The organism is Paenibacillus assamensis DSM 18201 (genome assembly GCF_000422445.1).
GTDB lineage: Bacteria > Bacillota > Bacilli > Paenibacillales > Paenibacillaceae > Paenibacillus_B > Paenibacillus_B assamensis.
In genome coordinates this window covers 276020-300640 of record NZ_AULU01000006.1, presented here as the reverse complement: position 1 = coordinate 300640, position 24621 = coordinate 276020, and the positions used below count along the sequence as shown (strand labels likewise).

The 24621-nt window shown below is 43.4% G+C and carries 19 protein-coding genes; 5 read left to right on the top strand and 14 right to left on the bottom strand.

The genetic code is table 11. From position 1 onward, the window contains the following. Positions 1-118: 118 nt before the first annotated feature. The 6 genes from H580_RS0104310 to H580_RS0104280 all read right to left on the bottom strand — a co-directional run bounded on the left by H580_RS0104310 (position 119) and on the right by H580_RS0104280 (position 6819). On the bottom strand, positions 119-1588 hold the full coding sequence (locus H580_RS0104310; RefSeq protein WP_036604536.1) for a sensor histidine kinase: 1470 nt from the start codon (positions 1586-1588) through the stop codon (positions 119-121). After that, positions 1564-2265: a response regulator transcription factor gene (locus H580_RS0104305; RefSeq protein WP_028593692.1), complete on the bottom strand. Its 702-nt coding sequence runs from the start codon at positions 2263-2265 to the stop codon at positions 1564-1566. The genes H580_RS0104310 and H580_RS0104305 overlap by 25 nt, the downstream gene beginning before the upstream one ends. 38 nt (positions 2266-2303) lie before the next feature. Then, positions 2304-3593: a hypothetical protein gene (locus H580_RS23320; RefSeq protein ID WP_245583486.1), complete on the bottom strand. Its 1290-nt coding sequence runs from the start codon at positions 3591-3593 to the stop codon at positions 2304-2306. Between the two features lie 389 nt (positions 3594-3982). Beyond that, on the bottom strand, positions 3983-4594 hold the full coding sequence (locus tag H580_RS0104290; RefSeq protein WP_028593691.1) for a DUF3298 and DUF4163 domain-containing protein: 612 nt from the start codon (positions 4592-4594) through the stop codon (positions 3983-3985). Between the two features lie 143 nt (positions 4595-4737). Continuing rightward, on the bottom strand, positions 4738-5472 hold the full coding sequence (locus tag H580_RS0104285) for a phosphonate ABC transporter ATP-binding protein (protein WP_028593690.1): 735 nt from the start codon (positions 5470-5472) through the stop codon (positions 4738-4740). 162 nt (positions 5473-5634) lie between these two features. Next, complete coding sequence (locus H580_RS0104280; RefSeq protein ID WP_028593689.1) at positions 5635-6819, bottom strand: MFS transporter; 1185 nt, start codon at positions 6817-6819, stop codon at positions 5635-5637. A 232-nt stretch (positions 6820-7051) separates the two neighbouring features. Here H580_RS0104280 and H580_RS0104275 point away from each other — a divergent pair, with 232 nt between their 5' ends. Continuing rightward, on the top strand, positions 7052-7963 hold the full coding sequence (locus tag H580_RS0104275; protein WP_028593688.1) for an ArsR/SmtB family transcription factor: 912 nt from the start codon (positions 7052-7054) through the stop codon (positions 7961-7963). Between the two features lie 101 nt (positions 7964-8064). Next, entirely contained in the window at positions 8065-8814 is a 750-nt protein-coding gene (locus H580_RS0104270) for an HAD family hydrolase (protein ID WP_028593687.1), read from the top strand. Between the two features lie 228 nt (positions 8815-9042). On the opposite strand, the gene H580_RS0104265 is transcribed toward H580_RS0104270, so the two are convergent. Beyond that, positions 9043-11226, bottom strand: coding sequence for a DNA topoisomerase III (locus H580_RS0104265; protein WP_028593686.1), 2184 nt, complete (start codon positions 11224-11226; stop codon positions 9043-9045). A 124-nt stretch (positions 11227-11350) separates the two neighbouring features. After that, positions 11351-13483 (bottom strand): BclA C-terminal domain-containing protein, encoded by a 2133-nt coding sequence (locus tag H580_RS0104260; RefSeq protein WP_245583485.1) that lies wholly within the window; start codon positions 13481-13483, stop codon positions 11351-11353. 631 nt (positions 13484-14114) lie between these two features. Here H580_RS0104260 and H580_RS0104255 point away from each other — a divergent pair. Genes H580_RS0104255 through H580_RS0104245 form a run of 3 tightly spaced genes read left to right on the top strand, consistent with a single transcriptional unit; the run spans position 14115 to position 17371 of the window. After that, a complete protein-coding gene (locus tag H580_RS0104255; protein WP_028593684.1) occupies positions 14115-15704 on the top strand; it encodes a glycosyltransferase family 2 protein in 1590 nt (529 codons plus the stop codon). Positions 15705-15726: 22 nt separating this feature from the next. Next, positions 15727-16599: a glycosyltransferase family 2 protein gene (locus H580_RS0104250; RefSeq protein ID WP_036604534.1), complete on the top strand. Its 873-nt coding sequence runs from the start codon at positions 15727-15729 to the stop codon at positions 16597-16599. A gap of 37 nt (positions 16600-16636) precedes the next feature. Further along, a complete protein-coding gene (locus H580_RS0104245; protein WP_028593682.1) occupies positions 16637-17371 on the top strand; it encodes a class I SAM-dependent methyltransferase in 735 nt (244 codons plus the stop codon). Positions 17372-17500: 129 nt separating this feature from the next. Here the strand turns inward: H580_RS0104245 and H580_RS0104240 are convergent, their stop codons facing one another. The 6 genes from H580_RS0104240 to H580_RS0104215 form a co-directional block, all read right to left on the bottom strand. After that, the gene (locus H580_RS0104240) at positions 17501-18988 is read right to left on the bottom strand and encodes a glutamate synthase subunit beta (protein WP_028593681.1); all 1488 of its coding nucleotides are present in this window, start codon (positions 18986-18988) and stop codon (positions 17501-17503) included. Between the two features lie 211 nt (positions 18989-19199). Beyond that, positions 19200-19688, bottom strand: a complete 489-nt coding sequence (locus tag H580_RS0104235; protein ID WP_028593680.1) for a dihydrofolate reductase — start codon at positions 19686-19688, stop codon at positions 19200-19202. Positions 19689-19730: 42 nt separating this feature from the next. Further along, on the bottom strand, positions 19731-20525 hold the full coding sequence (gene thyA / locus H580_RS0104230; RefSeq protein ID WP_028593679.1) for a thymidylate synthase: 795 nt from the start codon (positions 20523-20525) through the stop codon (positions 19731-19733). A 300-nt stretch (positions 20526-20825) separates the two neighbouring features. Then, positions 20826-22235: a dihydrolipoyl dehydrogenase gene (gene lpdA / locus H580_RS0104225; RefSeq protein WP_028593678.1), complete on the bottom strand. Its 1410-nt coding sequence runs from the start codon at positions 22233-22235 to the stop codon at positions 20826-20828. Between the two features lie 3 nt (positions 22236-22238). After that, positions 22239-23531: a dihydrolipoamide acetyltransferase family protein gene (locus H580_RS0104220; protein WP_028593677.1), complete on the bottom strand. Its 1293-nt coding sequence runs from the start codon at positions 23529-23531 to the stop codon at positions 22239-22241. A 40-nt stretch (positions 23532-23571) separates the two neighbouring features. Continuing rightward, complete coding sequence (locus H580_RS0104215; protein WP_028593676.1) at positions 23572-24549, bottom strand: alpha-ketoacid dehydrogenase subunit beta; 978 nt, start codon at positions 24547-24549, stop codon at positions 23572-23574. Between the last annotated feature and the right edge of the window lie 72 nt (positions 24550-24621).

Below are 24621 nucleotides of genomic sequence, written 5' to 3'. Positions count from 1 at the left end.
TTTATTATAGTATGAAAGTTCAATTTCGCCTATTATTATTTAAGATCGAATAAAGCCGTTGGCATTCGCCAACGGCTTTATTACAGGAAATGCATTCCTCATTAAACGATATACTTACCTACTCTTCATCTTCCGCAACTCGTGCAGGTGGCACATAATTCAGCGGTAAATCAACGATAACCGTCGTACCTTTACCTTGTTCGCTGACGATACTCATTTCACCACCATGAACTTTTACAATCTCATCCGTTATCGCAAGACCTAAGCCAGTCCCACCATGCTCTGGATTAACTTGGTAAAATTTATCCATAACTTTGGTAAGATGTTCCTTGCTGATTCCAATTCCAGAGTCAATAATCCTCACTTCATAATGCGTATGTGTTTGTTTTAAACGGACTTCTATCCTAGATTTTTCAGGTGAAAACTTAATTGCATTATCCACCAGGTTGAGGAATACCTGCTTAAGACGATTGGCATCTCCATTTAACTGTTCATCAGAATCACTATTAGTCACATCATCATTTAAAGTTAAACTTATTTGTTTCTGCTCTGCTTTCATCCGCACCTGAAATAGTGTTTCTTGCAGCAGTTTATAAAGAGACAACGGCTGCCAATTCAGTTGCAGTCGATTTTGCTGCAGCTTAGAGAAATCAAGTAGTTCCTCTACAAGTCCTATTAATCGATCGGTTTCTTTGGAAATGATATTGAGTCCTAACTTCGTCTCTTCATCGACTTGATTCATATTACCTAGCAGCAGGGTCTCACTCCAACCTTTTATCCCGGTTAGCGGCGTTCTAAGCTCATGAGAAATGGAGGATATGAAATCATTTTTCAGCTGATTACTTTTTACAATTTCTTTGGCCATATAATTGAGTGTCCGAGCAAGATCACCTAACTCATACTTATAACCTTCTTTAGCCCTGACTTGGAACTTCCCTTTAGCCATCTGAGCCGAGACAATCGTTATCTCATTAATCGGCTTGACAATGGAATCTGCTAGACCAACACTAATTAGGAAAATAATAAGCAGCACGGCAATAGAAATGAGAATTGAAAGCATAATGATACTCATAATCTTACTATTAGCCGCCTCTAGCGATGTTGTCATTCGCAAAACATATGAAACATTACCATTAGCCAATAGTGGTGCTGAAACTGACATCACGGTCTCTCCCGTTTCAGGAACCTTCCCAATCCAACGCTCAATCTTGGCATTGTTCGCTGCAACTAAAAAATCTGAAGTTTGCACTTTCTCTAGAACAGGAAAGCTTGATGAAGTGTAAAGCACTTTACCTTCTTTGTCAAGAATTTGCACCTCTGCATTGTCTATGTTGAAATAACTGTGCAGTTCTGGCAGCCAACGTTCACTGTTTTCATCTGCTAAAATACTCGTATAGGTCTTATAGTATTTCATACTATTCGCGGCATGACTCTCTAAATAGTTCGAGATCGTATCGTAATAATAACTCCGTACGAACACGGAGAAAATGATTTGCAAAATTAACATCGTTAAAAACACTACGATAAAATAATGCAGTACGACCGAACGGCGTATACCTGGCTTTATGATAAAACGATTGCCTTCCATTTATATCCATGTCCCCAGACGGTTTCTATATATTTTGGTGAAGATGGTTCATCTTCAATCTTTTGACGCAGACGACGAATGTTGACGTCAACGATTTTGGGATCGCCCATGTAATCTTTGCCCCACACATGATCCAACAAAATGTCGCGGCTAAGCGTAACATCTTCTTTTTCCATAAAATACTGTATCAAGGAGAACTCTGTAGGTGTCAAGTCAATTGCCACTTGGTCTTTCGTGAAGCGCTTCGCAATGAGATCCAATGTGAATGGACCTGATTGATACACCACTTTTTGCAGCGACTGCTGATAAGAATGAACACGACGCAGCAGTGACTGAATGCGCGCTACGAGTTCAGTAGGACTGAACGGCTTGCTCACATGATCATCTGCTCCAACGGACAAAGCGTATACTTTATCTTGCTCTTGCACTTTAGCTGTTAAGAAAATAATACCAATCCGCTCGTTATGCTCACGCACACGGCGACACACTTCGAAACCATCCATACCGGGCACCATGACGTCCAATAACGCGACGTCAATTCTCGGATCTGCCATTAGTTTTTCAAGTGCTTCTGGTCCATTTGAAGCTTCAACAACCTCAAATCCATTTCGTTTTAGATTAATAACGATAAAACTGCGGATAGATTCTTCATCTTCAAGAATAAGTATTTTTGTCAATCGATCCAGCCCCTCTTCCCATTTCTTAACGTTTCGTCCTATTTATTCGCTTTTACATCTTTGTTCTCTTCCAGTGGAAGCTTGGGCTTCAAGTCCAATACATCTTTGCTGTTAATGCCGATGACTTGATCGCCGTACGCAGCGAGATACATCCACTTATCCTTATAACGTTCCCACGATCTAACGCTAAAGAATCTTATTTCGGCCAGCGCTTCGTTCGTAAACTGGTCGATAAATAAAATGTGATCGTCTACTTGCGACTTGGTGTCAATCGTCACTCGCCCATACCATGATCTCGGAAGAGTGAATTGGAACCGATCTTGATGATCACGATATTGCTTCTCAACAAGTTGGAATCCATCATTGCCATCCCATTGATAGTAATTTGTGAAGTAAGGAATCTCATATTTCTCATACAATTCCCATCCGCTAGGTTCTTCAAGTGAAGCAATCTCAATAATATTATCAGCATTTATATCTACACTGCGAATCACATTAGCTTTGTAGGTTAAGTCTTCACTAAGAATATTTTTCAACTCACCATTTTCAGTTAATGTAACAACTTGTGTTAGACCTGTATTCGATTCTGTTGATGCGTCTAGTACAAGGCCTCGTTTATACTTTGAAATAAAACCTGATGTGACATAATTAAAGTTATGTGCTTGGCTATCTAACTGCAATTCTCCTCTTTTGACAAAAGTGTTCTCTCTATAACCAAACATACTCAACTCATATGGTGAGTCTTTTCTCTTGTTAACGATAAAAAGCTCATCTTTCTTATCTCTGTTCAGATCATCGATAACAAATTGAGAATAAGGTTGCTCGAACATCTTCGGCAGCCCAGAATCGGTATACGTATATACAACTAACCCTTTCGTTAGTTCAACATCTCCTGGACCGTAGCCGACTACAATCTCCGTGCGATTGTCTTCATTAAAATCCACTAACTCTACACGATCCAAATTAGGTCCCGCACCAGGAAAATTGATTAGCTTTTTCCATACGGATCCATCATATTTGAGAATTATGCCGTGTATACCATCCGCTCCGTCTGGTCTGTAAAACGCTATTGCCTCATGAATTCCGTCTCCATCAATATCCCCTGTTCGAATGGCACTATTGTCCTTTGAATTCAGCGGACGGATGAGAACACCATTCTCTTTCTTAATTTCCTGATCAACAACGGATTTCAAATCCTCTTGCACTTCAGGAAGCTTAGGAACCCTTAGTAAAGATATAGGATCAGCAACTACTTGACATCCAGATAACAATAGCGTTAACGCAACGAGCATCATTGTGCTGCGGCGGCGTGCACGCCTCTTTTTCACTTTCATCCCTCAATTCTTTCGTTCCCTACATAAGTTGTGTTCATTATTCCAATCTTCATGTCTTATCATGCCATCATACCTATCCATCTTAATGTCTGAAAGCAGAGCTATGTTGCTACTGTTAATACAGCTCCAAGACTACTGTCGTGATATCTAAATCATACTCTTTTTCGAGCAAATAGGAAATCAATACAAACAATTGCTCCACCGAGTCCTGCTTCGCTCCTACTTGCTACCTTACTTACAAATCTATCAATCTCCATCTTCTCATTATAAAAAAAAAGAGGCATCCTTAGGTGACAAACCCATTACAATTTGTCTAAAGATGCCGTAATCTTACATTTTGTGGACATAGCAATCAATACTCTTCCTATCCTCAGCCTCTTTCACTAGTAGTACAATTTATTAAGAGGGCTCTGTTCATCCATTAGCGGCTGCAAAGCATAAATGGATATAGGAAAATACACAAATCCATAAACATATGCGGCTAGTTGATATAAATCATAGAAGAGTACAAGAGATTTATCGGTTAAGTAAAAAGGCTGGTCCGGTGCAATTGATGTAAAAGGTTCTAACGTCGGGATTTCTCTCTCCTGAATCTGTCTTGCGACATCTTTACTTAAAAATGCCACATAAGGAGCACCTGGACGAAATAATTCCGCCAACGTATAAAGATGACCGCTTCTCACATCGAAGGTTAATCCACGCTGATAGGTCATACCATGTGCTGCACCTTTTGTGTATCCATAAACCGTAAGTGTAAGACTAAGCAATTCACGTTCATTTAACTTGATTTCATACGAGCCTTGAACCTCGGTAGTATCATTTTCTTCATACCCCGTTAGACGAATCAAATCTAGAACATTACGATATATCAGATGATTGATTTGCGCGGCAGCATGCGTATACTTCTTATCATCCACTTGCGGAAAAAGGACTTTCAGGCGAGGCTTGTGAATGACATACGAACGAATGTTAACTGGTAAAGGATATAAGGTCATCGCTATTCCCCTTAACATATTGGTGATGGTGAACATTACACTCATCCTATGACAAGAGGCAATTAAGCGTGACTTTAGCCTATATTAATATTTGATATCAAATCCCTATATATAGAACACCATAATAAAATGAAAGACTTCAATTAAGTTATGGATAGCCGCTGCTTTTCTGTCTGAAGTAGTCTGCGTCCCATCACATCTACTTCTATACGACCATTGGCAAGCCCGATTACACGAGTTGCATATTTTTCAGCGAGTTCTACCTGGTGCAGGACTGCAACTACCGTCACTTGTTCTTTCAAAGCCAGTTCACGAAGTGTGTTCATGACACTTTCTGCTGATTTAGGATCTAACCCAAGTACTGGCTCATCTACTAACAGCACCTGAGCACCGTGGACTAATGCGCGGGCGATCGCAATCCGCTGACGCTCTCCACCACTTAATTCTGATGTCAGCATATGAGCCTTGTCCAATAGCCCTAGACGTTCCAGCGTGTCCATCGCTCCCATATAGTCGTCATTCCGCACCATTCCTGTCATCATACGCCATAAAGGAGTCTGTTGGGATCGGCCGATCAATACATTCTTCAGTGCTTTTCGATTCACATTCAACACAGGTGTTTGTTCCAAGTACGCACATTCACGACGTATTTTTCGTCTTCCTGACCATCCTTGCACGGTAATATTATGATCACCGATGCGGTATGTACCACTTGTCCATGTTTGCTGCATCGCAAGGCATTTTAACAGCGTTGATTTACCGCTACCACTCGAACCTACAACGCCAACAAATTGTCCCTTTTCGATTTCTATATCGATTTGCTGTAGAGCTGTCTCAGAAGGCGGATATACTTTGCTTAAATTTTCTATTTTTAGCATGTGATATGCTCTCCTCTCCACGAACCAAACTATATCTATAGTCTAAAAAAGGTTGTCCCATTCGCGCAAGCAAATCTTTCACCTGCATGGAATAAAGACAACCTTAAAAGCGCTAGAGCACTTCATTTCCCTATTTATTAGGATATTACATTTACAGCCCGATTACGAATCCGTTGCTGAACGTATCGTTCCTCGGAACTTGAAGCCAAGTACAGAGAAGACAATAAAGAAACAAGCAAGTATATAGAATATACTTCCTATCGAAATGTACTTGATGCCCATTCCTGCTAGGTATGGACCTAACAAGCTGCCGATACTAAAATGCAAGGATGCGAGCATGTTTGCTGAAGGCAAATATGCCTTTGGCAGTATGTCTGCTGCATATGCAAGTCCTAGTGAGAAGAAGGAGCCCACAAAGCCACCAGCAAGCATAAACAGAATAAGCAGCATCCATGTATTGTCGCCTACCATTGGAATGAATACAAATACGAGACCGCCTATAATTCCGCAAATCATCAAAACAGCTTTACGGTTCCAACGATCACTTAGCATGCCAAGCGGCAATTGCAAAATAAGACCGCCTAGACCGAAGAATGGAAGCAAGTAAGATATTGATGCTTCACCCATGCCTAGACGCAACGCATAGACAGGGAAACCACTGTTCATAGAAGCTTCCATATATCCAAACAACATTGCTGGCATTAAGGCAAACCAAGCCCATTGATAAGAACGGCGATAGCGCTGTGGCGGCTGTTCCATACCAGTTGATGCATCCGCCTTGCGATCAGGCAGCATCCACCAAGCAATAGCTAATATAATGATAAACAGTATTGCCGTTACTATAAAAGGTGCTGCATCGTTTATTTTCAATAAATTAATTCCTAATGGTCCTAGACTGAATCCTACCCCATACGCCATACCGTATAAAGAAATATTTCGTCCACGACGATTTGCCGGGCTAATCGATACTGCCCATAATTGAGTAGCATAGTGCAAAGCACTGTCACCCATTCCTACAATTAAACGAAGAACGATCCAAAATCCAATGCTTGGAATAAGTGGGAACAGCAGCATTGCTATCGTTACCGCGATCATGCCACCTAGCAGCATACGCTTAAATCCCACTTTAATCAAAATTCGCTCAACGAAGAACATCATACCAAATACGCCAACATATAGCGCTGTAGCATTTAGTCCGTTTATATCAGACGGCACACCCATGCGCTCCAAGAAGATAGTAAGCAACGGCAATAACAAGCCTTGGCTAAGACCCGTTATCATAACAACCGCAATCAAAATAACAAATTGCCATGTAGGAGACGTTGTTGTACGTCGTGCTGTAAGCATATTCTCCCTCCACATTATGTAGTTTTTTATATAAGTTTTACGCACAAAAAAACATGAATTCGTTTAACGAATTCACGTTGTTTGTGTCAACATTTCAATATTATAGTGGACAACTGCTGTAAACACAATTCATAATGAATAAGGAATAATGCCCAATGCAATTCTATAAGAGATTGTTCAACCATATCCATGTTGACAGCGTTGGACACTCATCATTAAGGAGGACCGTGTAATGGCCCTTCACATTCGAGTCGAATGTTCAGCCGTTTACGAGTTTATCGGCAGTTTCATGCTATTCGTGCAGCGCAAATGGATACATAATGTAGATGATGGCTTAGAATGGGTGCGAGATGTTGAACAGCAGGCTCCTGACTCATTCCTTATTCGTACTTCTCAGCTTCAGAACTATTGCATTAATGAGTTCGATATGTTATTCGCCGCATCGCTCGAGTTAAATCATGCCCACCATGTTTCATTGTTTTTGACTCAATTCCAAGAGATGAGCGACAATGCTTGGTTGAGCCTATTTTCTGACAGCGGACTGCCATACGATAATGAGCATGTGGTCAGATTAAGACAAGACTACATCCCGTTACTTCATGAATGGTACGAGCACTATTTTCGTTGGTCTGTGCCTAATTGGGAGCCTATTCTCATTCAAGATGCCGCAGAGAAAACACGCCTGTTGCATAAGATGTCTCCTGTAGATTTAATCGAGCTTGCAACTAATGGAGCCGTCTTTGAGCATAACGATCACATGCGTGAAGTCGTACTGGCTCCTATGTGGCATTACCGGCCCATCATCAACACTTGTACGTTTACAAATACAACACTAGTGTTATACGCTACAGAATCAGAAGACGACGACGATGTTCCACCTAAAGCGCTTAAGCGGATGATTCACGCATTATCTAGCGATGTTCGCTTGAAAATGCTGCGGTATCTCTCGCATGAATCTGTCACTTTTTCAGAACTTGTTTCCTTTGTTCAGCTCGAAGAAAGCACTGTTCAGCAGCATCTCGTTATTTTACGTGCTGCGGGCTATATTCGTACGTTTTGGAATGGTAAGGTAGAACGAATTTCCCTACGCCAAGAAGGAATTGCCGATCTTTCCGCATTTTTAGAAAATTATGTACAGTCTTGATCGATCGTCATGCAAGAAATAATGTTCGAATGTATACGAGTAAGTCAACATTGAGCGATTAATTTCCAGATGACCGTCAAGCACCATGGAGGTGAATCGCGATGAGCCAATCTACACAGCCAGTCCAGCAAACGTTGTTGTTCGATCTGGATGATACGCTTATCCACTGTAATAAATACTTTGATATCGTTATTCATGAATATTTGAAATTAATGACTCGCTGGTTTGATGCCTATCGTGTTGAACAGCAGGACATTTTATCTATTCAATCACGCTTCGACTTAGAGGGTGTAAGTGCGAATGGATTTGTCAGCACACATTTTCCACAGTCTTTAGTAAAATGCTATGAATTTTTGTGTGAACAAACTGGTCGCGTCTATATATTGTGGAAGCTCGGGCTAAGTGTGTACGAGATGGAAGTTGAACCGTACCCGGGCATGCTGGAAACATTAAATCGATTACGTGATGAAGGTCATGATCTTTTCCTATACACCGGTGGCGAGACAGTCATTCAACAACGTAAGATTGAACAAATGAAACTGTCTGTTTACTTCGATGACCGTATTTTTATACGGCAGCATAAGACAACGGAGGCCCTATCCTCAATTCTTCATCAACTGGAGACGGATCCGCTGCAAACTTGGATGATAGGCAATTCTTTGCGCACCGACGTAATCCCCGCCCTAACGAACGGGATCAATTCTGTCTATTTAAAGCAGAACAATGAATGGGCCTACAACCTTGTAGACGTAACCGTGGAGCCTAAGGGTGCATTTTATACGATTGATCGACTAACATCCGTACCCGATGTGATTCAACAATGGTGCACAGATCGAGACGTTCGTGTCTAATAGGTTAAGCATCTATCTATTGTAATCACAATAAGTACCTGTTCATATAGTAAGGTGCTTCATCAGAAGCCCTTTCGATGTTTGTAAAGGATTTTAGGTAGTTTCCTTTTCCATCGAAGGGGTATTTTTGATGCTCGATTATAAAAAAAACACTCCAAACCTACATACAACAGAGTTTGGAGTGCTTACATTATATTGTGTTAGTCAACATGTATAGATTTACTGTTATCACTTAGGCTTGTCTTTATCGGAAGCTTTGAATTGAAACGCAATTTTTGAATCTGTAGCGTTCCATACTAAAGCTGCTTCGAATACTTTATCGCCTTTTTTGAAGCCCTTCAGCATCGAAGTTTCTCCCTTAGCCAGCAGTCGCTTCACCGTCGCAGAAGATATTGCCTTACCAAGAATCTTTTTTGATACCGTGAATCGACAATTTGGATATCCTGTACAACCATACATCACTTTCTTATCTACAACAGGCTTTGTGCATATCGGACATGGACCTAATTCATCAGAGTGAGCATTGCCCTTTCCATGACTAGGAGAATTCTGCTCTTCCTGATCAAGTGGTTGGATGTCAAATGACCAACTCTTCTCATTATCGATAGCATCTTGTATCAGCTTATGGGTTAATTTTTTGGCCTGTTCCATAAACGATTGCGGTGAGGCTTGTCCTTGGCCAATCTCATGCAGACGCTGCTCCCATTTTGCTGTCATCTCCGCTGACGCTAATACACTTTCACCTAGCGCATCAATAAGCATGATTCCTTTGGGCATGGCATAAACCATGTTTTTCTTTACCTCGATATACTTCCGGTCTTTCAGCACCGAAATAATACCAGCTCTTGTAGCTTCAGTACCCAGTCCTTCTGTCCGTTCTAATACTTTCTCCAGCTCAGAATTGTCTAGGTGCTTGCCTGCTGTTTTCATTAATGTGATTAATTGTCCTTCTGTATATCGCTTAGGAGGCTGTGTTTTGCCTTCCTTTACTTGAAGGCTTGCAACCTGACCTATTGCCCCTTCCGCTAACTGTGGAGGAATCATCGTCTCCTCGTCATCATCTTCCTGTCGGTACAGCACTTTACGCCAGCCCTCTTGCATAATCTGCTTGCCTTTAGTTACGAATGTGTCTTCGTCATCGACTGTTGTCGTTAATTTTGTATAATTAATAATCGCTTTTTCATAGTGCGCTGCAATTAATCGCTTGGCAATCAGTTCATAAAGACGTCTTTGCTCTTCTTTCAAACGCATTAAATTGGGAACTTGCTCAGTTGGTACAATCGCATAGTGATCACTCACTTTAGAAGCATTAACAAATCGCTTGTTGCCAATTATTGATTCATTGGGCAGTGGATAATAGGATGCAAGTGAATCAAAACGGGACAGCTTCTGTAAAATATCTGGGAATTGCTTCGCCTCTTCTTCTGTTACATAAGCCGAGTCAGACCTAGGATAAGATATGTACCCTTCCAAATAAAGCTGTTGCAAAATGTTCAACGTTTGCTGTGGTGAGTATTTGTAAATTTGGTTCGCAGCAGCCTGCAAAGCAGACAGGTTGAACAACTGCGGTGGCTGAAATTCTTTGCGCTCGGTTTGAATACTTGTAATCGTTGCAGATTTGTTCTCACAGCGCACGCGAGCTTGTTCTGCTTCATCAGCAGAAGAAAAGCGCGATTGCTCTCCTTTAAACCAAGTGCCTTCGTAGTTCAGTCCATCCATGTCAAACTGGGCTTTTAATTCCCAGAAAGGTTCAGATTTGAAGTTCTGAATCTCCTTCTCTCTAGCTACGATTAATGCCAAAGTCGGGCTTTGTACGCGACCTGTTGAAAACACTTCTCGTACACCTCGCCGTTGGAACAACAAGGAATAGACCCTAGAGCCATTCATACCTACAAGCCAATCTGCACAAGAGCGGCTTACTGCTTCGTAATATAAATTCCTTGTCTGTTCTTCTTCCATTAAGTTGGAGAAGCCTTGAACCACAGATTTCGGTGTAAGGGAAGAAATCCATAAACGTTTCATTGGTTTCTTTACACCGCTCAACTGAATAATAATTCGTACGATGTACTCCCCTTCTCGCCCAGCATCGCTTGCAATAATAATTTCTTTGACATTTGGACGCTGAAGCAAGCCTTTTAATAATTGAAATTGTTTGGCTTTAGATGGAGTGACTTTATGTTGAAATTTCGGCGGTAAAATTGGTAAAGTGCCTAAATTCCATCGTTTATAAATTGGATCATACGCCTCTGGTGGAACCAATTCACAAATATGTCCTACCGCCCATCCTACATAAGCACCCTCTGGGAATTGGGAACACGGAGCAATTTCAATATAGCCTTGCTGTTTCTTATGCTTGAACGGAGCCGCTAGCTTCGCCCCTTGATCTGGCTTTTCCGCAATAATTAGCTGCAAACGGTGCAACCCCTTCTCAAGAAGTAAAAAAGGTCGAGATCCTCACCTCGACCTACTCGACCTAACTTTATCAATAGCCATTATTTTATCACATGTCAAAAATGTACTCAATCCATCTTACATCCTAGCTAACTCTAATAATTGTTACTGAGGCACCTGGAGCCGTTGTTGCCAAAGTAGCCGCACCTAGTAAGCCGAACAACTGTAGAGATAAAGTTGCACCAGCTGGTATAGAAGCAATAACGTTCGCCTCAAATGCACCTAATGCAACAGTAGGTGCATTAATGGTTGCGGCTAACGGTGTTCCATTTACGACAATTCGTGCACTTACAAGAACAGAGACAGCCAGATTTATGGTATATGCAATGTAATAATGACCTGCGGGTGTTATCGTAAACACGGTATTCGTGCCATTTATCGTAATTCCTGTGCCAATATCCTGAGCATCAGGAAGTGGTACGTTTGTACCGCCTAAAACTACTGCAATTAATGTTCCTGATGTATTCGCAGCAAACGCATAGTTATTCGTAACTCCTATGCCGGTAGCGCCGGTTACTCCGGTTCCTCCCGTTGCTCCCGTTACTCCTGTCGATCCGGTTGCTCCCGTTACTCCTGTGGCTCCCGTTACTCCCGTCGCTCCTGTTGCTCCTGTTGCTCCTGTTGCTCCCGTGGCTCCCGTTACTCCTGTCGATCCTGTCGCTCCTGTGGCTCCCGTCGATCCCGTTACTCCTGTCGATCCTGTCGCTCCTGTGGCTCCCGTCGATCCCGTTACTCCTGTCGATCCTGTCGCTCCCGTTACTCCCGTCGCTCCCGTTACTCCCGTCGCTCCCGTTACTCCCGTCGCTCCCGTTACTCCCGTCGCTCCGGTTGCTCCCGTTACTCCTGTCGCTCCCGTTGCTCCCGTTACTCCTGTCGCTCCCGTTACTCCTGTGGCTCCCGTTACTCCTGTCGCTCCTGTGGCTCCTGTTACTCCTGTGGCTCCTGTGGATCCCGTCGCTCCGGTTGCTCCCGTTGCTCCTGTCGCTCCCGTTACTCCTGTCGCTCCTGTCGCTCCCGTTACTCCCGTTGCTCCTGTGGCTCCCGTTGCTCCTGTGGCTCCCGTTACTCCCGTTGCTCCTGTGGCTCCCGTTACTCCCGTTACTCCCGTGGCTCCCGTTGCTCCCGTTACTCCTGTCGCTCCGGTTGCTCCCGTTACTCCTGTCGCTCCTGTGGCTCCCGTCGCTCCCGTTACTCCCGTTACTCCTGTCGCTCCGGTTGCTCCCGTTACTCCTGTCGCTCCTGTGGCTCCCGTCGCTCCCGTTACTCCGGTTTCTCCCGTCGCTCCCGTTACTCCCGTCGATCCCGTTACTCCTGTGGCTCCCGTTGCTCCTGTTGCTCCCGTTACTCCTGTCGCTCCCGTTACTCCTGTCGATCCGGTTTCTCCCGTTGCTCCTGTGGCTCCCGTTGCTCCTGTGGCTCCCGTTACTCCTGTCGCTCCTGTTACTCCGGTTACTCCCGTTGGTCCCGTTGGTCCCGTATTCCCTGTCGCTCCGGTTGCTCCCGTTACTCCCGTTACTCCGGTTACTCCCGTCGCTCCTGTTTCTCCCGTTACTCCTGTGGCTCCCGTTACTCCTGTCGCTCCCGTCGCTCCCGTTACTCCGGTGGCTCCCGTTACTCCGGTGGCTCCCGTTACTCCGGTGGCTCCCGTTACTCCGGTGGCTCCCGTTACTCCTGTCGCTCCTGTTACTCCGGTTACTCCCGTTGGTCCCGTTGGTCCCGTATTCCCTGTCGCTCCGGTTACTCCTGCTCCCGTCACTCCGGTCGGACCTGTTACCCCCGTCGCTCCCGTTGGTCCCGTATTCCCTGTCACTCCGGTTACTCCTGCTCCCGTCACTCCGGTCGGGCCTGTTACCCCCGTCGCTCCCGTTGATCCCGTAATCCCTGTCGCTCCTGTTACTCCTGCTCCCGTCACTCCGGTCGGGCCTGTTATCCCAGTCGCTCCCGTTGGTCCTGTATTCCCAGTCGCTCCGGTTACTCCTGCTCCCGTCACTCCGGTCGGGCCTGTTATCCCAGTCGCTCCCGTTGGTCCTGTATTCCCAGTCGCTCCTGTAACACCACGAATTTTACATTTACCCTCAATTTTTTCAAGTAATTTTTCCAATACAACAATCGCTGTTTTTATATTATTAATAAGTTCTTTATGACATCCTTTTAAACATACTGCTATTGCGAGTAATTGTTCGAGCAGAATTAACCATTTTTCAACAAACGCCCTCACTGAAAAACAATCCTGATTTAGTAAGGTTTGAATTATTTTAATCGTCTTTCGTAAATTAGCCTTTAAGGTGTCATGTATACATAATTCGATAACAAAACTGTTTAATCTATTTAGTAGGTGATTCAATTGCTCTACGCACTTATTTTCGGGATTCAAAATGCACTGTTGAATTAAAGCTACCAAACTTTGAATTTGTTTGATCAGAACTAAAGATTGTTGAGGCGTCAGTACACCATGACATATTTTATTTCGCAACCCATTCTTCCCATTCTTTCTCTTTTTCTTAGCTGTCTCTTTTCTCTTCCTTACTGTGGTCTTCCCTAATCGCTTTAACAATTTTCGTTTCGCATATTCAAATTGCGTAGAGCCTTCTGATAATTGCTCCTTCGTTTTACTCCCTCTATTTGTAGCTACGTGAATCACCTCCTCTACCTACACCATATGTAGTTATACCTAATATGGATTATAGGAATGGGAGAATGTATAAATCAGTATCTTTTGCAACCTCATCTTCATAAGATGCTGCATAGGCATCTGATTACACAAAAATAGCTCTGTTACCTCTCTTATGCGATATATTTTATGACATTAATTATTCGTCTCCTAAATAATAACGAACAAGGTGAATGTGATGAACAAACACAACTCCCGCATATTAATAGGCAGCCCCATACACCAAAAACCGCAAATACTAACAGAATTCCTCCAATCATTGCTTCAACTGCATCATCAGCAAATTGAATTTCATTACTATTTCATTGATGATAATATGGATCCAAAATCCCGCGAACTGCTTAGCGAATTCCAGAACAAAATGGATTGTACTCGGATCATTCGTTCAGATGAGCAGCAACATTATGAGTGTAATGATACAACTCACTATTGGCATGCCAACTTAGTCTGGAAAGTAGCCTCTTTCAAAAACAGCATCATGCAACACGCAATTGATAATAAATTTGATTATGTGTTCCTTGTTGATTCCGACTTAGTTCTACACCCAAATACGATAGAACAGCTAGTCAAAGCCGATAAACCGATCGTCTCGGAAATTTTTTGGACGAAATGGATACCCGAGGCTTTGGAGCAACCTCAAGTATGGCTTTATGACGAATACACTCAATGGGAACATTGCCCTGATGAGCTGCATGTATCTGAAAAAGAGCAAATACATCGATTCACACAATTTTTGAACAAAATGAAAGTACCCGGATTATACGAAGTAGGCGGACTTGGAGCGTGCACATTAATTCGTCGGGATGCCCTATTAGCCGGAGTATCCTATACACGGATCTCAAATATATCGTACTGGGGTGAAGATCGTCATTTTTGTATCCGTGCCGCAGCATTAGGTATTCCTCTACACGTCGACACGCATTATCCTGCCCTTCACCTATATCGGGAATCCGATCTTGAGCAGTACCTCCAAAGTAAATCTCTAGAAAAAACAACCCTTACAGATTACGAAAACACTCCTCCTATAGAAAACGGCAGTCAGACTCCAGTTACTGTCCGTGAGCGTCCTAAACTTACGTTGACTATGGTTGTCCGAAATGAGGCCCATCGTTATCTCCGTCAAACGCTAAGTATGCATCGTGATTACATTGATGAAGCTGTCATTATCGATGATGGCAGTACCGATAACTCTTCAGACATATGCAAAGAGCTGTTAGGAAACGTACCACTTCGCCTCATTCGAAACGAACGTTCCAGATTCAGCAATGAGATTCAGCTGCGGCAGCAGCAATGGACAGAAACGGTGCAGACAAACCCTAATTGGATTTTAAATTTGGATGCCGATGAGCAATTTGAATCCCGTTTTGCCGACCATATTGACGATATGCTCAAAGCCAATTCTATCGACTGCTATTGTTTCCGTCTGTTCGATCTATGGAATGAGACACATTACCGTGAAGATCAATATTGGCACGCCCACCTGTATTACCGTCCATTTTTAATTCGCTATCGTGAAGATTTCCAACCTGTCTGGAAAGAAACACCACAACATTGCGGTAGATTCCCACTCAATGTACTGGAACTTAGTCATCAGCTTTCTCCACTTCGATTGAAACATTTGGGCTGGGCAAAATACGAGCACCGTCTTGAAAAATACAATCGCTACATGCAATTAGATCCAGGTGCACAATATGGTTGGAAAGAACAGTACGACTCTATCTTGGATGAAGAACCTATACTCATCCCTTGGTCACAATCCGAATTTTAGAGAAATGGAGACCTATTCATCTATGTCCACTATAATCCACACGCTTCCACTGCTTATTCGTAATTCACCATATGATCAACTTGACCGCAGCATGTTACAGCAGTGTCTGCAAAGCTTGAGCTTTAGTGAACAGGCTGTTGTCGTGATATACAATCAAGGTAGTATGAGCAATGAAGAAGTGAAACAACTTTGTCAATCGATCGGACTTCCTTTTCATCTACTAGGCTCGGAAACTAATATTGGTATTGCTCAAGCTCGACAGAAATGCTTCGAATTTATATGGGAGAACTACCCTAACACCGATTTTATTTCTGAAATCCACGTTGATATGATCTTCCCGCCTAACTGGTATCAACCTCTAATTGATTATTTAGAACAATCCGAAGAACCTCTTATCTCTCCTGGAATACTGACCGCTGAAGGAGTTCTTCAACCGCTTGGAACGCATGTAGAAGTCCCTTCTTCCTATGAACAACTGTGTTCATTGCTCAATAGCTGCTCTCAAACATCTGTTATGAGCGCCTTCGTTCATCCTGTAATACATCGTGCAAGCATTTTGCGCGCAATTGGGGGGTATGATATTCGTTTCCTCCGCGGCAAACAAGGGTATGAGGATGATAGTTTAGTACTAGGGTACTTGTATTACATGGGTCTTAGGAGCAATTGGCGACCAAAATGCTGCTTAGCTTCATGGGTGTATCATGCTACCTTAGCTCAGCGTATGAGTTTGCCTGATAAACATATGCATTTTGCACAAAACGAGCAAGGTTTGCTTGAACAATACGGAGCACACGGTTTAGAGCAGCTCCAACGCATATACCCTGACTCAGCCATCTTTCACGAGCTGTTAAATAGTTGGCTTGCAGCGCGAGATATCCCTCCCTCTACACAATGATCATTACGAACCGAGAACCGAAATAGGAGTTGTGAAGATGAAACAAGATCAAAAAGAAGTATGGGATCGATTATGGTCGCACGAAGTGTCCTATCAATGGGATCCATTAAGTCAAACCATACTAGAATCCCTCACCCATTCAGTAGGAGCAATATCTGGGCGCTCCATGTTCGAAGCAGGATCTGGAACAGGAAAAATATCTCTACGACTTTCCCAACTTGGAGCAAATGTGACTTTAGCAGACTATTCCCAAATGGCATTAGAAAATAGCCGCGCTGCGTTCGAACAGCATCAATGCAAAGCTGATTTTATATTAGCGGACATTAGGAATATACCTGTTGAAAATAATCGATATGACGTTGTGTGGAATGCAGGCGTGCTCGAGCATTTCTCTTATGAGGAAAAAGTACAAATATTGAAGGAAATGCGAAGGATTACGAAGTCTGATGGCGTGGTCATTATTTTCACACCTAACGCACAATGTCTACCATACCGTGTAGGGAAACATTACGCAGAACAATCTGGTGCATGGATGTATGGAGTAGAAGAGCCTGTTTTGTCTTTACAGGACGAATTTCAAGATAGTAATATTACACTGCTAACTGAACACTCCATTGGCTTTATAAACAGCCTGGACTTTCTTGATTTTGTACCTAACGCAAATGTACTCAAGACGCAATTACGAATATGGTATGAGCAATTAGATAGCGTGGAACAAAGCTGGTTCCCAGGTTATTTACTTGCCAGCATTGGAAGGGTAACGAAAAACTAAACAATGTCATCTAACTTAACTTAAAAAAAGCTGCAACTAGTTAAACTAGTACGCAGCTTCTTATATTTTACATTTAAAAATTCAATAGCATATCTAAAATAGCATAACGAAATAAGTGCAAACTTTTGATTAAGGCAACATGGATGAGCCCATCAAATATTTATCTACCTCGCGCGCAGCTTCACGGCCTTCATTAATTGCCCATACGACTAGGCTTTGTCCACGGCGCATATCACCAGCAGTAAATACTTTGTCTACATTTGTTTTGTAAACGCCATATTTTGCTTTTACATTCGACCAACGATCCGTCTCTATGCTTAATTGCTCGGGAATTGTCTGCTCTGCTCCATCGAAACCGATAGCGATCAATACGAGATCCGCCTTAAATTGGCGTTCCGTTCCCGGAATTGGTTGATAAATTTTACGTCCTGTCTCATCAACAATACGTTCGATTTGAACCGTTTCCAGCGCATTGACACGACCATTTTCATCACTGATAAACTTGGTTGTCATAATCGAGAATTCACGTGGATCACGTCCGTAAAGAGCCTTTGCCTCTTCTTGTGCATAATCAAGCGTATACACGTTCGGGAATTGTGGCCAAGGATTATCCACTTCATCGCGCTCTAGCGGAGCCTTGGCATGTGTACCAAACTGTGTAACACTTGCACAGCCGTGGCGGAGTGCAGTCGCTACACAGTCCGTACCCGTATCGCCACCACCGATTACGACTACATGTTTATCTTTGGCATCAATATATTGGCCGTCTTCCAAATTGCTGTCTAAATAGCTCTTGATCGTGGAGTTCAGGTAATCCATCGCATAATGAATACCTTCAAATTCACTTCCTTCGATCTTAAACTGACGCGGTCTTGTAGCTCCACCACAAAGGACAACTGCATCATAATCTTTCACAAGTTGTTCAGATGAAATATCTTTGCCGATTTCTGTATTTGTAATAAACTGCACACCTTCAGCAGCCAACAAGTCAACTCGACGCTGAACAACACCTTTACTTAGTTTCATCGTTGGAATACCATAAGTGAGTAATCCACCGATCCGATCAGCACGCTCATATACCGTTACGAGATGACCCGCTTTGTTCAACTGTGCCGCAGCTGCTAGACCAGCAGGTCCAGAACCAACAACAGCTACCTTTTTGCCAGTGCGCTTCTCCGGAGGTTGTGGAGTAACCCACCCTTCGCTAAAGCCTTTATCGATAATCGCTTGCTCAATCGTCTTAATCGTTACTGGCTTGCCGATTAATCCTACCGTACACGAACCCTCGCATGGTGCAGGACATACGCTTCCTGTAAATTCAGGGAAGTTATTTGTCTTGTGCAAGCGCTCCAATGCCTCTCTCCATAGTCCACGGTAAATTAAATTATTCCATTCAGGAATCAAATTGTTGACCGGGCAGCCTGAAGTTCCGCCTGTAAGCTCAATTCCAGTATGGCAATAAGGTGTTCCGCAATCCATACAACGAGAACCCTGTGTACGGAGCTCCTCTTCGGACATATGCTTATGGAATTCTTCCCAGTCTTTAATTCTCTCTAGTGGATCACGATCAGCAGGAATCTGTCGTGTATACTCCATAAATCCCGTAGGTGTTGACATGCTAGTTCCTCCATCCGTTCGTCTGCGTATCTATTTATTGAAATTTTATACATCAATATAATACGTAATCCCTAACACAAGCAAGAAGGAAATACATTGTCCGACAAATAATTATGTAAAGTTTAGCGTAAATAAACAGAAAACCATATAGAGAAAATATCGTTTAGTTTGCACTGCTTTACACTAATAAAGGGGCATGTGAAATAAGCCCCTACTTTTTGTTACGCTCGTATACAGTAAAACGATGAGGAAATGGATTCTTCTCATCCACTGTTCCTTCTGTTTCCTCAACAAGCATCCACTCAGATTGATCATAGTTTGGGAAATAATCTGTACCTTCAAATTCTGCATCAATGAAGGTAATTAATAATCGATCCGCATGCGGCATAAAGAGGTGGTAGATCTCTGCACCGCCCATGATCATGATCTCTTCTTTTTCTGCAAGTTCCAGCACCATTCTTAAATCGGTAATGGTCTCAACACCTTCAGCCATCCATTGTGAATTGCGCGTCAATACAAGATTCCGCCGCTTTGGAAGCGGACGTCCTATAGAGTCATACGTTTTTCGGCCCATGACAACCGTTTTTCCACTCGTTACACGACGAAAATACTGCATATCATTTGGCAAGTGCCACGGCAAAGCATTATTTTGACCAATAAGCTGGTTACGATCCATTGCCCAGATCATGTTAATACTCATTCCGGCGTAGTCCCCCCCACTACAAGAAATTCATCACAAGTATTAAATTGCGACTGGAGCTTTAATTCCAGGATGATACTCATATCCTTCAAATTCGAAGTCCTCATAGGTATAGTCAAAGATGGATTCTGGCTTACGCTTAATGACTAACTTTGGCAATGCAAGCGGTTCTCGAGATAATTGAGTCTGTACTTGCTCCATATGATTCGAATAAATATGCACATCTCCGCCAGACCAAACAAACTCTCCGACTTCCAAGTCGCACTGCTGTGCAATCATATGCGTTAACAAAGAATAGCACGCGATATTAAATGGAAGCCCCAAGAACGTATCTACAGAGCGCATATTTAGCATGCAGCTAAGCTTTCCATCTGCTACATAGAACTGAAATGCGTAATGGCATGGAGGAAGTTTCATATTATCTACTTCGCCCACATTCCAAGCGGAAACAAGTAGTCGACGTGAATCCGGGTTCGTCTTGATTTGTTCGATCACATTTGTAATCTGATCAATAACACGTCCATCTGCCGCTTCCCACTTACGCCATTGAGAACCGTAGACAGGTCCAAGGTCACCGTTCTCATCAGCCCATTCGTTCCAGATTCGAACCCCATTCTCTTGCAAATACTTAATGTTCGTATCACCACTAAGGAACCAAAGCAGCTCATGAATGATCGATTTTAAATGAAGTCGCTTCGTTGTTACAAGTGGAAAACCTGCTTGTAGGTCAAAACGAAGTTGGCGCCCAAATACGGATACCGTACCTGTACCTGTACGATCTTCCTTCTTAACACCGTTGTCTAATACTTCTTGTAGTAGGTCTAAATAATTTCTCATGCTGATAAATTCCTCCGTTCTTTCCCTAACTATCTTAACAGTGTACCATTGCAATGAAAAAAAATCATCATTGACAAGGGTTTCAATTCAATACGAAAAATTTCTCAATGCTAATAAAGATTCCTATCATCAATCTGTTTTATTCCATAGTTCCAAAGCTAGCGCAAGTCAGTCACTATTCATACTAATTCATTATCGCTAGTATAAAAAAAGTCCCTGTCGTCGAATAGACAACAGGGAAAAATAAACCATATAGAACCGTAACAAATAAAACAGAATTAATTAGAGAATAAAGTTACCTTAGCTATGGATCGGATGACCCAATACAACCTCAGCAGCTTCCATTACGATTTCACCCAATGTTGGATGAGCGTGAACAGTCAATGCCAAGTCTTCCAATGTAGCTGCCATTTCAACAGCCAAGCCCAATTCTGCGATCAAGTTAGACGCTTCAGGACCCACGATTTGGGAACCTAGAACGATACCTGTCTCAGCATCAGCAACGATTTTCACGAAGCCATCAACGCTTCCGCCAAGGGACAACGCACGACCGTTAGCTGCATATGGGAACTTACCGGATTTAACATTCAAACCTTTACCTTTTGCTTCGGATTCGGACAAGCCTACGCTTGCGCACTCTGGATCCGTGAAGCAAACAGCTGGCATAGCTTTGTAATCAACAACACTAGGCATTCCTGCGATTGCTTCAGCAGCCACTTTACCTTCGTAAGAAGCTTTGTGTGCCAATGCAAGACCAGGAACGATATCGCCGATAGCGAAGATGTGTGGAATGCTAGTACGACCTTGGTGGTCAACTTCGATAATTCCACGATCTGTCATTTTAACGCCAATCATATCAAGACCAAGCTCACCGTCAGTGTTTGGACGACGACCAACTGTAACTAGCAAGTACTCTGCAGTTACTTCTTTCGTCTCTCCGCCAACTTTGAACGTAACAGTTACATCTTTATCTGTTTGCGTAGCACCTTCAGCTTGCGCACCAGCAAAGATTTCAACACCTGTTTTCTTCATGTTTTTGGACACGATTGTAGTCATGTCTTTGTCAAATCCAGGAAGAACCATGTCAGCGCCTTCGATGATTGTTACTTTTGTACCGAACTTGGAGTACATTTGGCCAAGCTCTGCACCAATGTATCCACCGCCGATAACGATCATGCTCTTAGGAATTTCAGGCAATTCCAACGCTTCTGTGGAAGACAAAATGCGTCCGCCGAACGGGAATGCTTTCAATTCAATTGGGCGAGAACCTGTAGCGATGATACAGTTCTTGAACATGTAGCGAGGTGCTTCTTGATCATTGAACACGCGTGCTTCGTTTTCATTGATGAACATTGCTTCACCTTTGAATACTTGCACTTTGTTCTTTTTAAGAAGCGCACCAACGCCGCCTGTAAGCTTTTTAACTACGCCACCTTTGAATTGTTGAACTTTAGAGAAGTCAACTTTAACGTTCTCTGCCGTAATACCAATTTCAGAAGCGTGTTGTGTTACTTCGTACTGATGAGCTGCGCTAATAAGAGCCTTGGATGGAATACAACCACGGTTCAAGCACACGCCGCCAAGCTCAGACTTGTCGACGATCAATACGCTTTGTCCTAGTTGAGCAGCACGAATTGCTGCTACATAACCACCAGGACCTGCCCCGATTACTAGTGTATCAATGTTTAAAGACGCGTCTCCTACTACCATTGCTTATACCTCCATGACTAGCAGTTCTGGGTTAGCCAACAACTGCTTGATATAGTTCATAAAGTTTTGAGCTGTAGCGCCATCGATTAGACGGTGGTCGAAGCTCAAGGACAATGCCATAACAGGTGCTGCAACAATCTCGCCGTTCTTCACAACTGGCTTCTCAGAAATACGTCCTGTACCCAAGATCGCAACTTCAGGGAAGTTGATGATCGGAGTGAAGAACATACCGCCTGCCGAACCGATGTTTGTGATTGTAATTGTGGAACCTCTCAACTCGTTAGGAGCAAGCTTGCCGTCACGACCGCGTGCTGCCAAGTCACGGATATCATCAGAGATCATCCAGATGCTACGACGATCTGCGTCCTTAATAACAGGAACGATCAAGCCGTTGTCTGTATCTGCTGCGATACCGATGTTGTAGTACTTTTTGTACACGATTTCTTGTGCTTCTTCGTCGATCATTGCGTTCATAACAGGGAACTGACGTACCGCTGCTACCAATGCTTTTACGATGAATGGCAAGTAAGTAACTTTTTTGCCTTTTTGCTCCATAACCGGCTTCAAGCGGTTGCGGAATGCAACAAGTTCTGTAACGTCAACTTCGTCCATGATTGTAACGTGTGGAGCCGTGTAAGCAGATTTAACCATAGCGTTGGAAATCGCTTTACGGATACCTTTGAACGGAGTGCGCTCTTCTTCTTGTAAGCGATCAGCTGCTGGTGCCGCTGCTGCTTTGTCAGCTTTCGCTGCTGGTGCAGCAGTCGTTTCAGCTGTTTCTGCCTTAGGAGCTGCTGCTGGAGCGCCACCTTTGGAGAATGCTTCAACGTCTTCACGAGTAATCTTGCCGTTGTTACCTGTTCCAGGAACATCAGCAATGTTGATGCCAAGCTCACGAGCGAACTTACGAACGCTTGGTGTTGCCAATACTTCACGGTTAGGAGCTGCAGGTGCCGGAGCCGCTGCTGCTTCTGCTTTAGGAGCTTCAGCTGCTGCTGGAGCCGGAGCTTCTTCCTTCGCTTCTTCTGCTGGAGCAGCTTGCTCAGGAACGTCGCCTTCCGCGTCGATGATAGCTACAACTTCACCCATGTGCATTACCTGGCCGTCTTTTGCAAGAACTTCAAGTACAGTTCCGTTCACAGGACAAGGAACTTCTACGATCGCCTTGTCATTTTGTACTTCCATGATAATGTCATCATCAGTTACTTTGTCGCCTGGCTTGATAAGCATTTTGATAATTTCGCCTTCATGTAGTCCTTCACCAAGCTCTGGGAAACGATATTCAAACTTTGCCACAGGTAGGTACCTCCTTCACTTCTATAACGGTTCTATCTATTTAGAAATTCAATACTTTGTTAACTGCTGTTACGATACGTGCAGGAGATGGCAACCATTGGTCTTCGATTTGAGCGAATGGATAAACCGTATCTGGACCTGCAACGCGAAGTACTGGTGCTTCAAGGTGAAGAATTGCTTTCTCATTGATTTGCGCAATAACCTCTGCAGCAACACCAGATGTTTTTTGAGCTTCTTGAACAACGATCGCACGGTTTGTCTTTTTAACAGACTCAACGATAGTATCGATGTCAAGCGGCAGCAACGTACGAAGGTCGATAACCTCAGCTTGTACGCCTTCTTTTTCAAGCTCAGCAGCAGCTTTCATAGCTGTGTGAACCATAAGACCGTAAGCCAAGATTGTTACATCTTTACCTTCGCGAACTACTTTAGCTTTACCGATCTCAACTGTGTACTCACCTTCAGGTACTTCGTCACGGAATGCATGGTACAAGTTCAAATGCTCCATGAAGAATACAGGGTCGTTTTCACGGATTGCAGAGATTAGCAAACCTTTTGCATCGTACGGGTTGGAAGGTACGATAACTTTGATACCTGGAGATTGAATAAGCAAACCTTCCAAGGAATCTGTGTGAAGCTCAGCCGCTTTAACGCCGCCACCGAAAGGTGTACGGAATACGATTGGCGAGTTGTAACGTCCACCGGAACGGTAACGCATACGAGCTGCTTGAACAACCATTTGGTCAAGTGCTTCGTAGATGAAACCTACAAATTGAATCTCAGCTACTGGACGGAATCCAGTTACACCAAGACCTACTGCCATACCACCGATTGCAGATTCTGCAAGCGGCGTATCGAATACGCGCTCTTCACCAAATTCTTTTTGCAATCCTTCTGTCGCACGGAAAACGCCGCCAACATGACCTACGTCTTCACCGAAAACAAGGACGTTAGGATCTCGTTTCAACTCAACGCGCATTGCGTCGCGAATCGCTTCTTTCATATTCATTTGTGCCATTGATTCGTATCCTCCTTACATCGTCGCAAAGTAATCTTTGCCTGTCCGCTCATCGAATTATTTCGAACTTCA

Coding starts and splice junctions, on each gene's coding strand:
- H580_RS0104310 (WP_036604536.1), bottom strand. CDS start 1,588: ATGGAAGGCAATCGTTTTATCATAAAGCCAGGTATACGCCGTTCGGTC.
- H580_RS0104290 (WP_028593691.1), bottom strand. CDS start 4,594: ATGACCTTATATCCTTTACCAGTTAACATTCGTTCGTATGTCATTCAC.
- H580_RS0104285 (WP_028593690.1), bottom strand. CDS start 5,472: ATGCTAAAAATAGAAAATTTAAGCAAAGTATATCCGCCTTCTGAGACA.
- H580_RS0104280 (WP_028593689.1), bottom strand. CDS start 6,819: ATGCTTACAGCACGACGTACAACAACGTCTCCTACATGGCAATTTGTT.
- H580_RS0104275 (WP_028593688.1), top strand. CDS start 7,052: ATGGCCCTTCACATTCGAGTCGAATGTTCAGCCGTTTACGAGTTTATC.
- H580_RS0104270 (WP_028593687.1), top strand. CDS start 8,065: ATGAGCCAATCTACACAGCCAGTCCAGCAAACGTTGTTGTTCGATCTG.
- H580_RS0104255 (WP_028593684.1), top strand. CDS start 14,115: ATGAACAAACACAACTCCCGCATATTAATAGGCAGCCCCATACACCAA.
- H580_RS0104250 (WP_036604534.1), top strand. CDS start 15,727: ATGTCCACTATAATCCACACGCTTCCACTGCTTATTCGTAATTCACCA.
- H580_RS0104245 (WP_028593682.1), top strand. CDS start 16,637: ATGAAACAAGATCAAAAAGAAGTATGGGATCGATTATGGTCGCACGAA.
- H580_RS0104240 (WP_028593681.1), bottom strand. CDS start 18,988: ATGTCAACACCTACGGGATTTATGGAGTATACACGACAGATTCCTGCT.
- H580_RS0104235 (WP_028593680.1), bottom strand. CDS start 19,688: ATGAGTATTAACATGATCTGGGCAATGGATCGTAACCAGCTTATTGGT.
- thyA (WP_028593679.1), bottom strand. CDS start 20,525: ATGAGAAATTATTTAGACCTACTACAAGAAGTATTAGACAACGGTGTT.
- lpdA (WP_028593678.1), bottom strand. CDS start 22,235: ATGGTAGTAGGAGACGCGTCTTTAAACATTGATACACTAGTAATCGGG.
- H580_RS0104215 (WP_028593676.1), bottom strand. CDS start 24,549: ATGGCACAAATGAATATGAAAGAAGCGATTCGCGACGCAATGCGCGTT.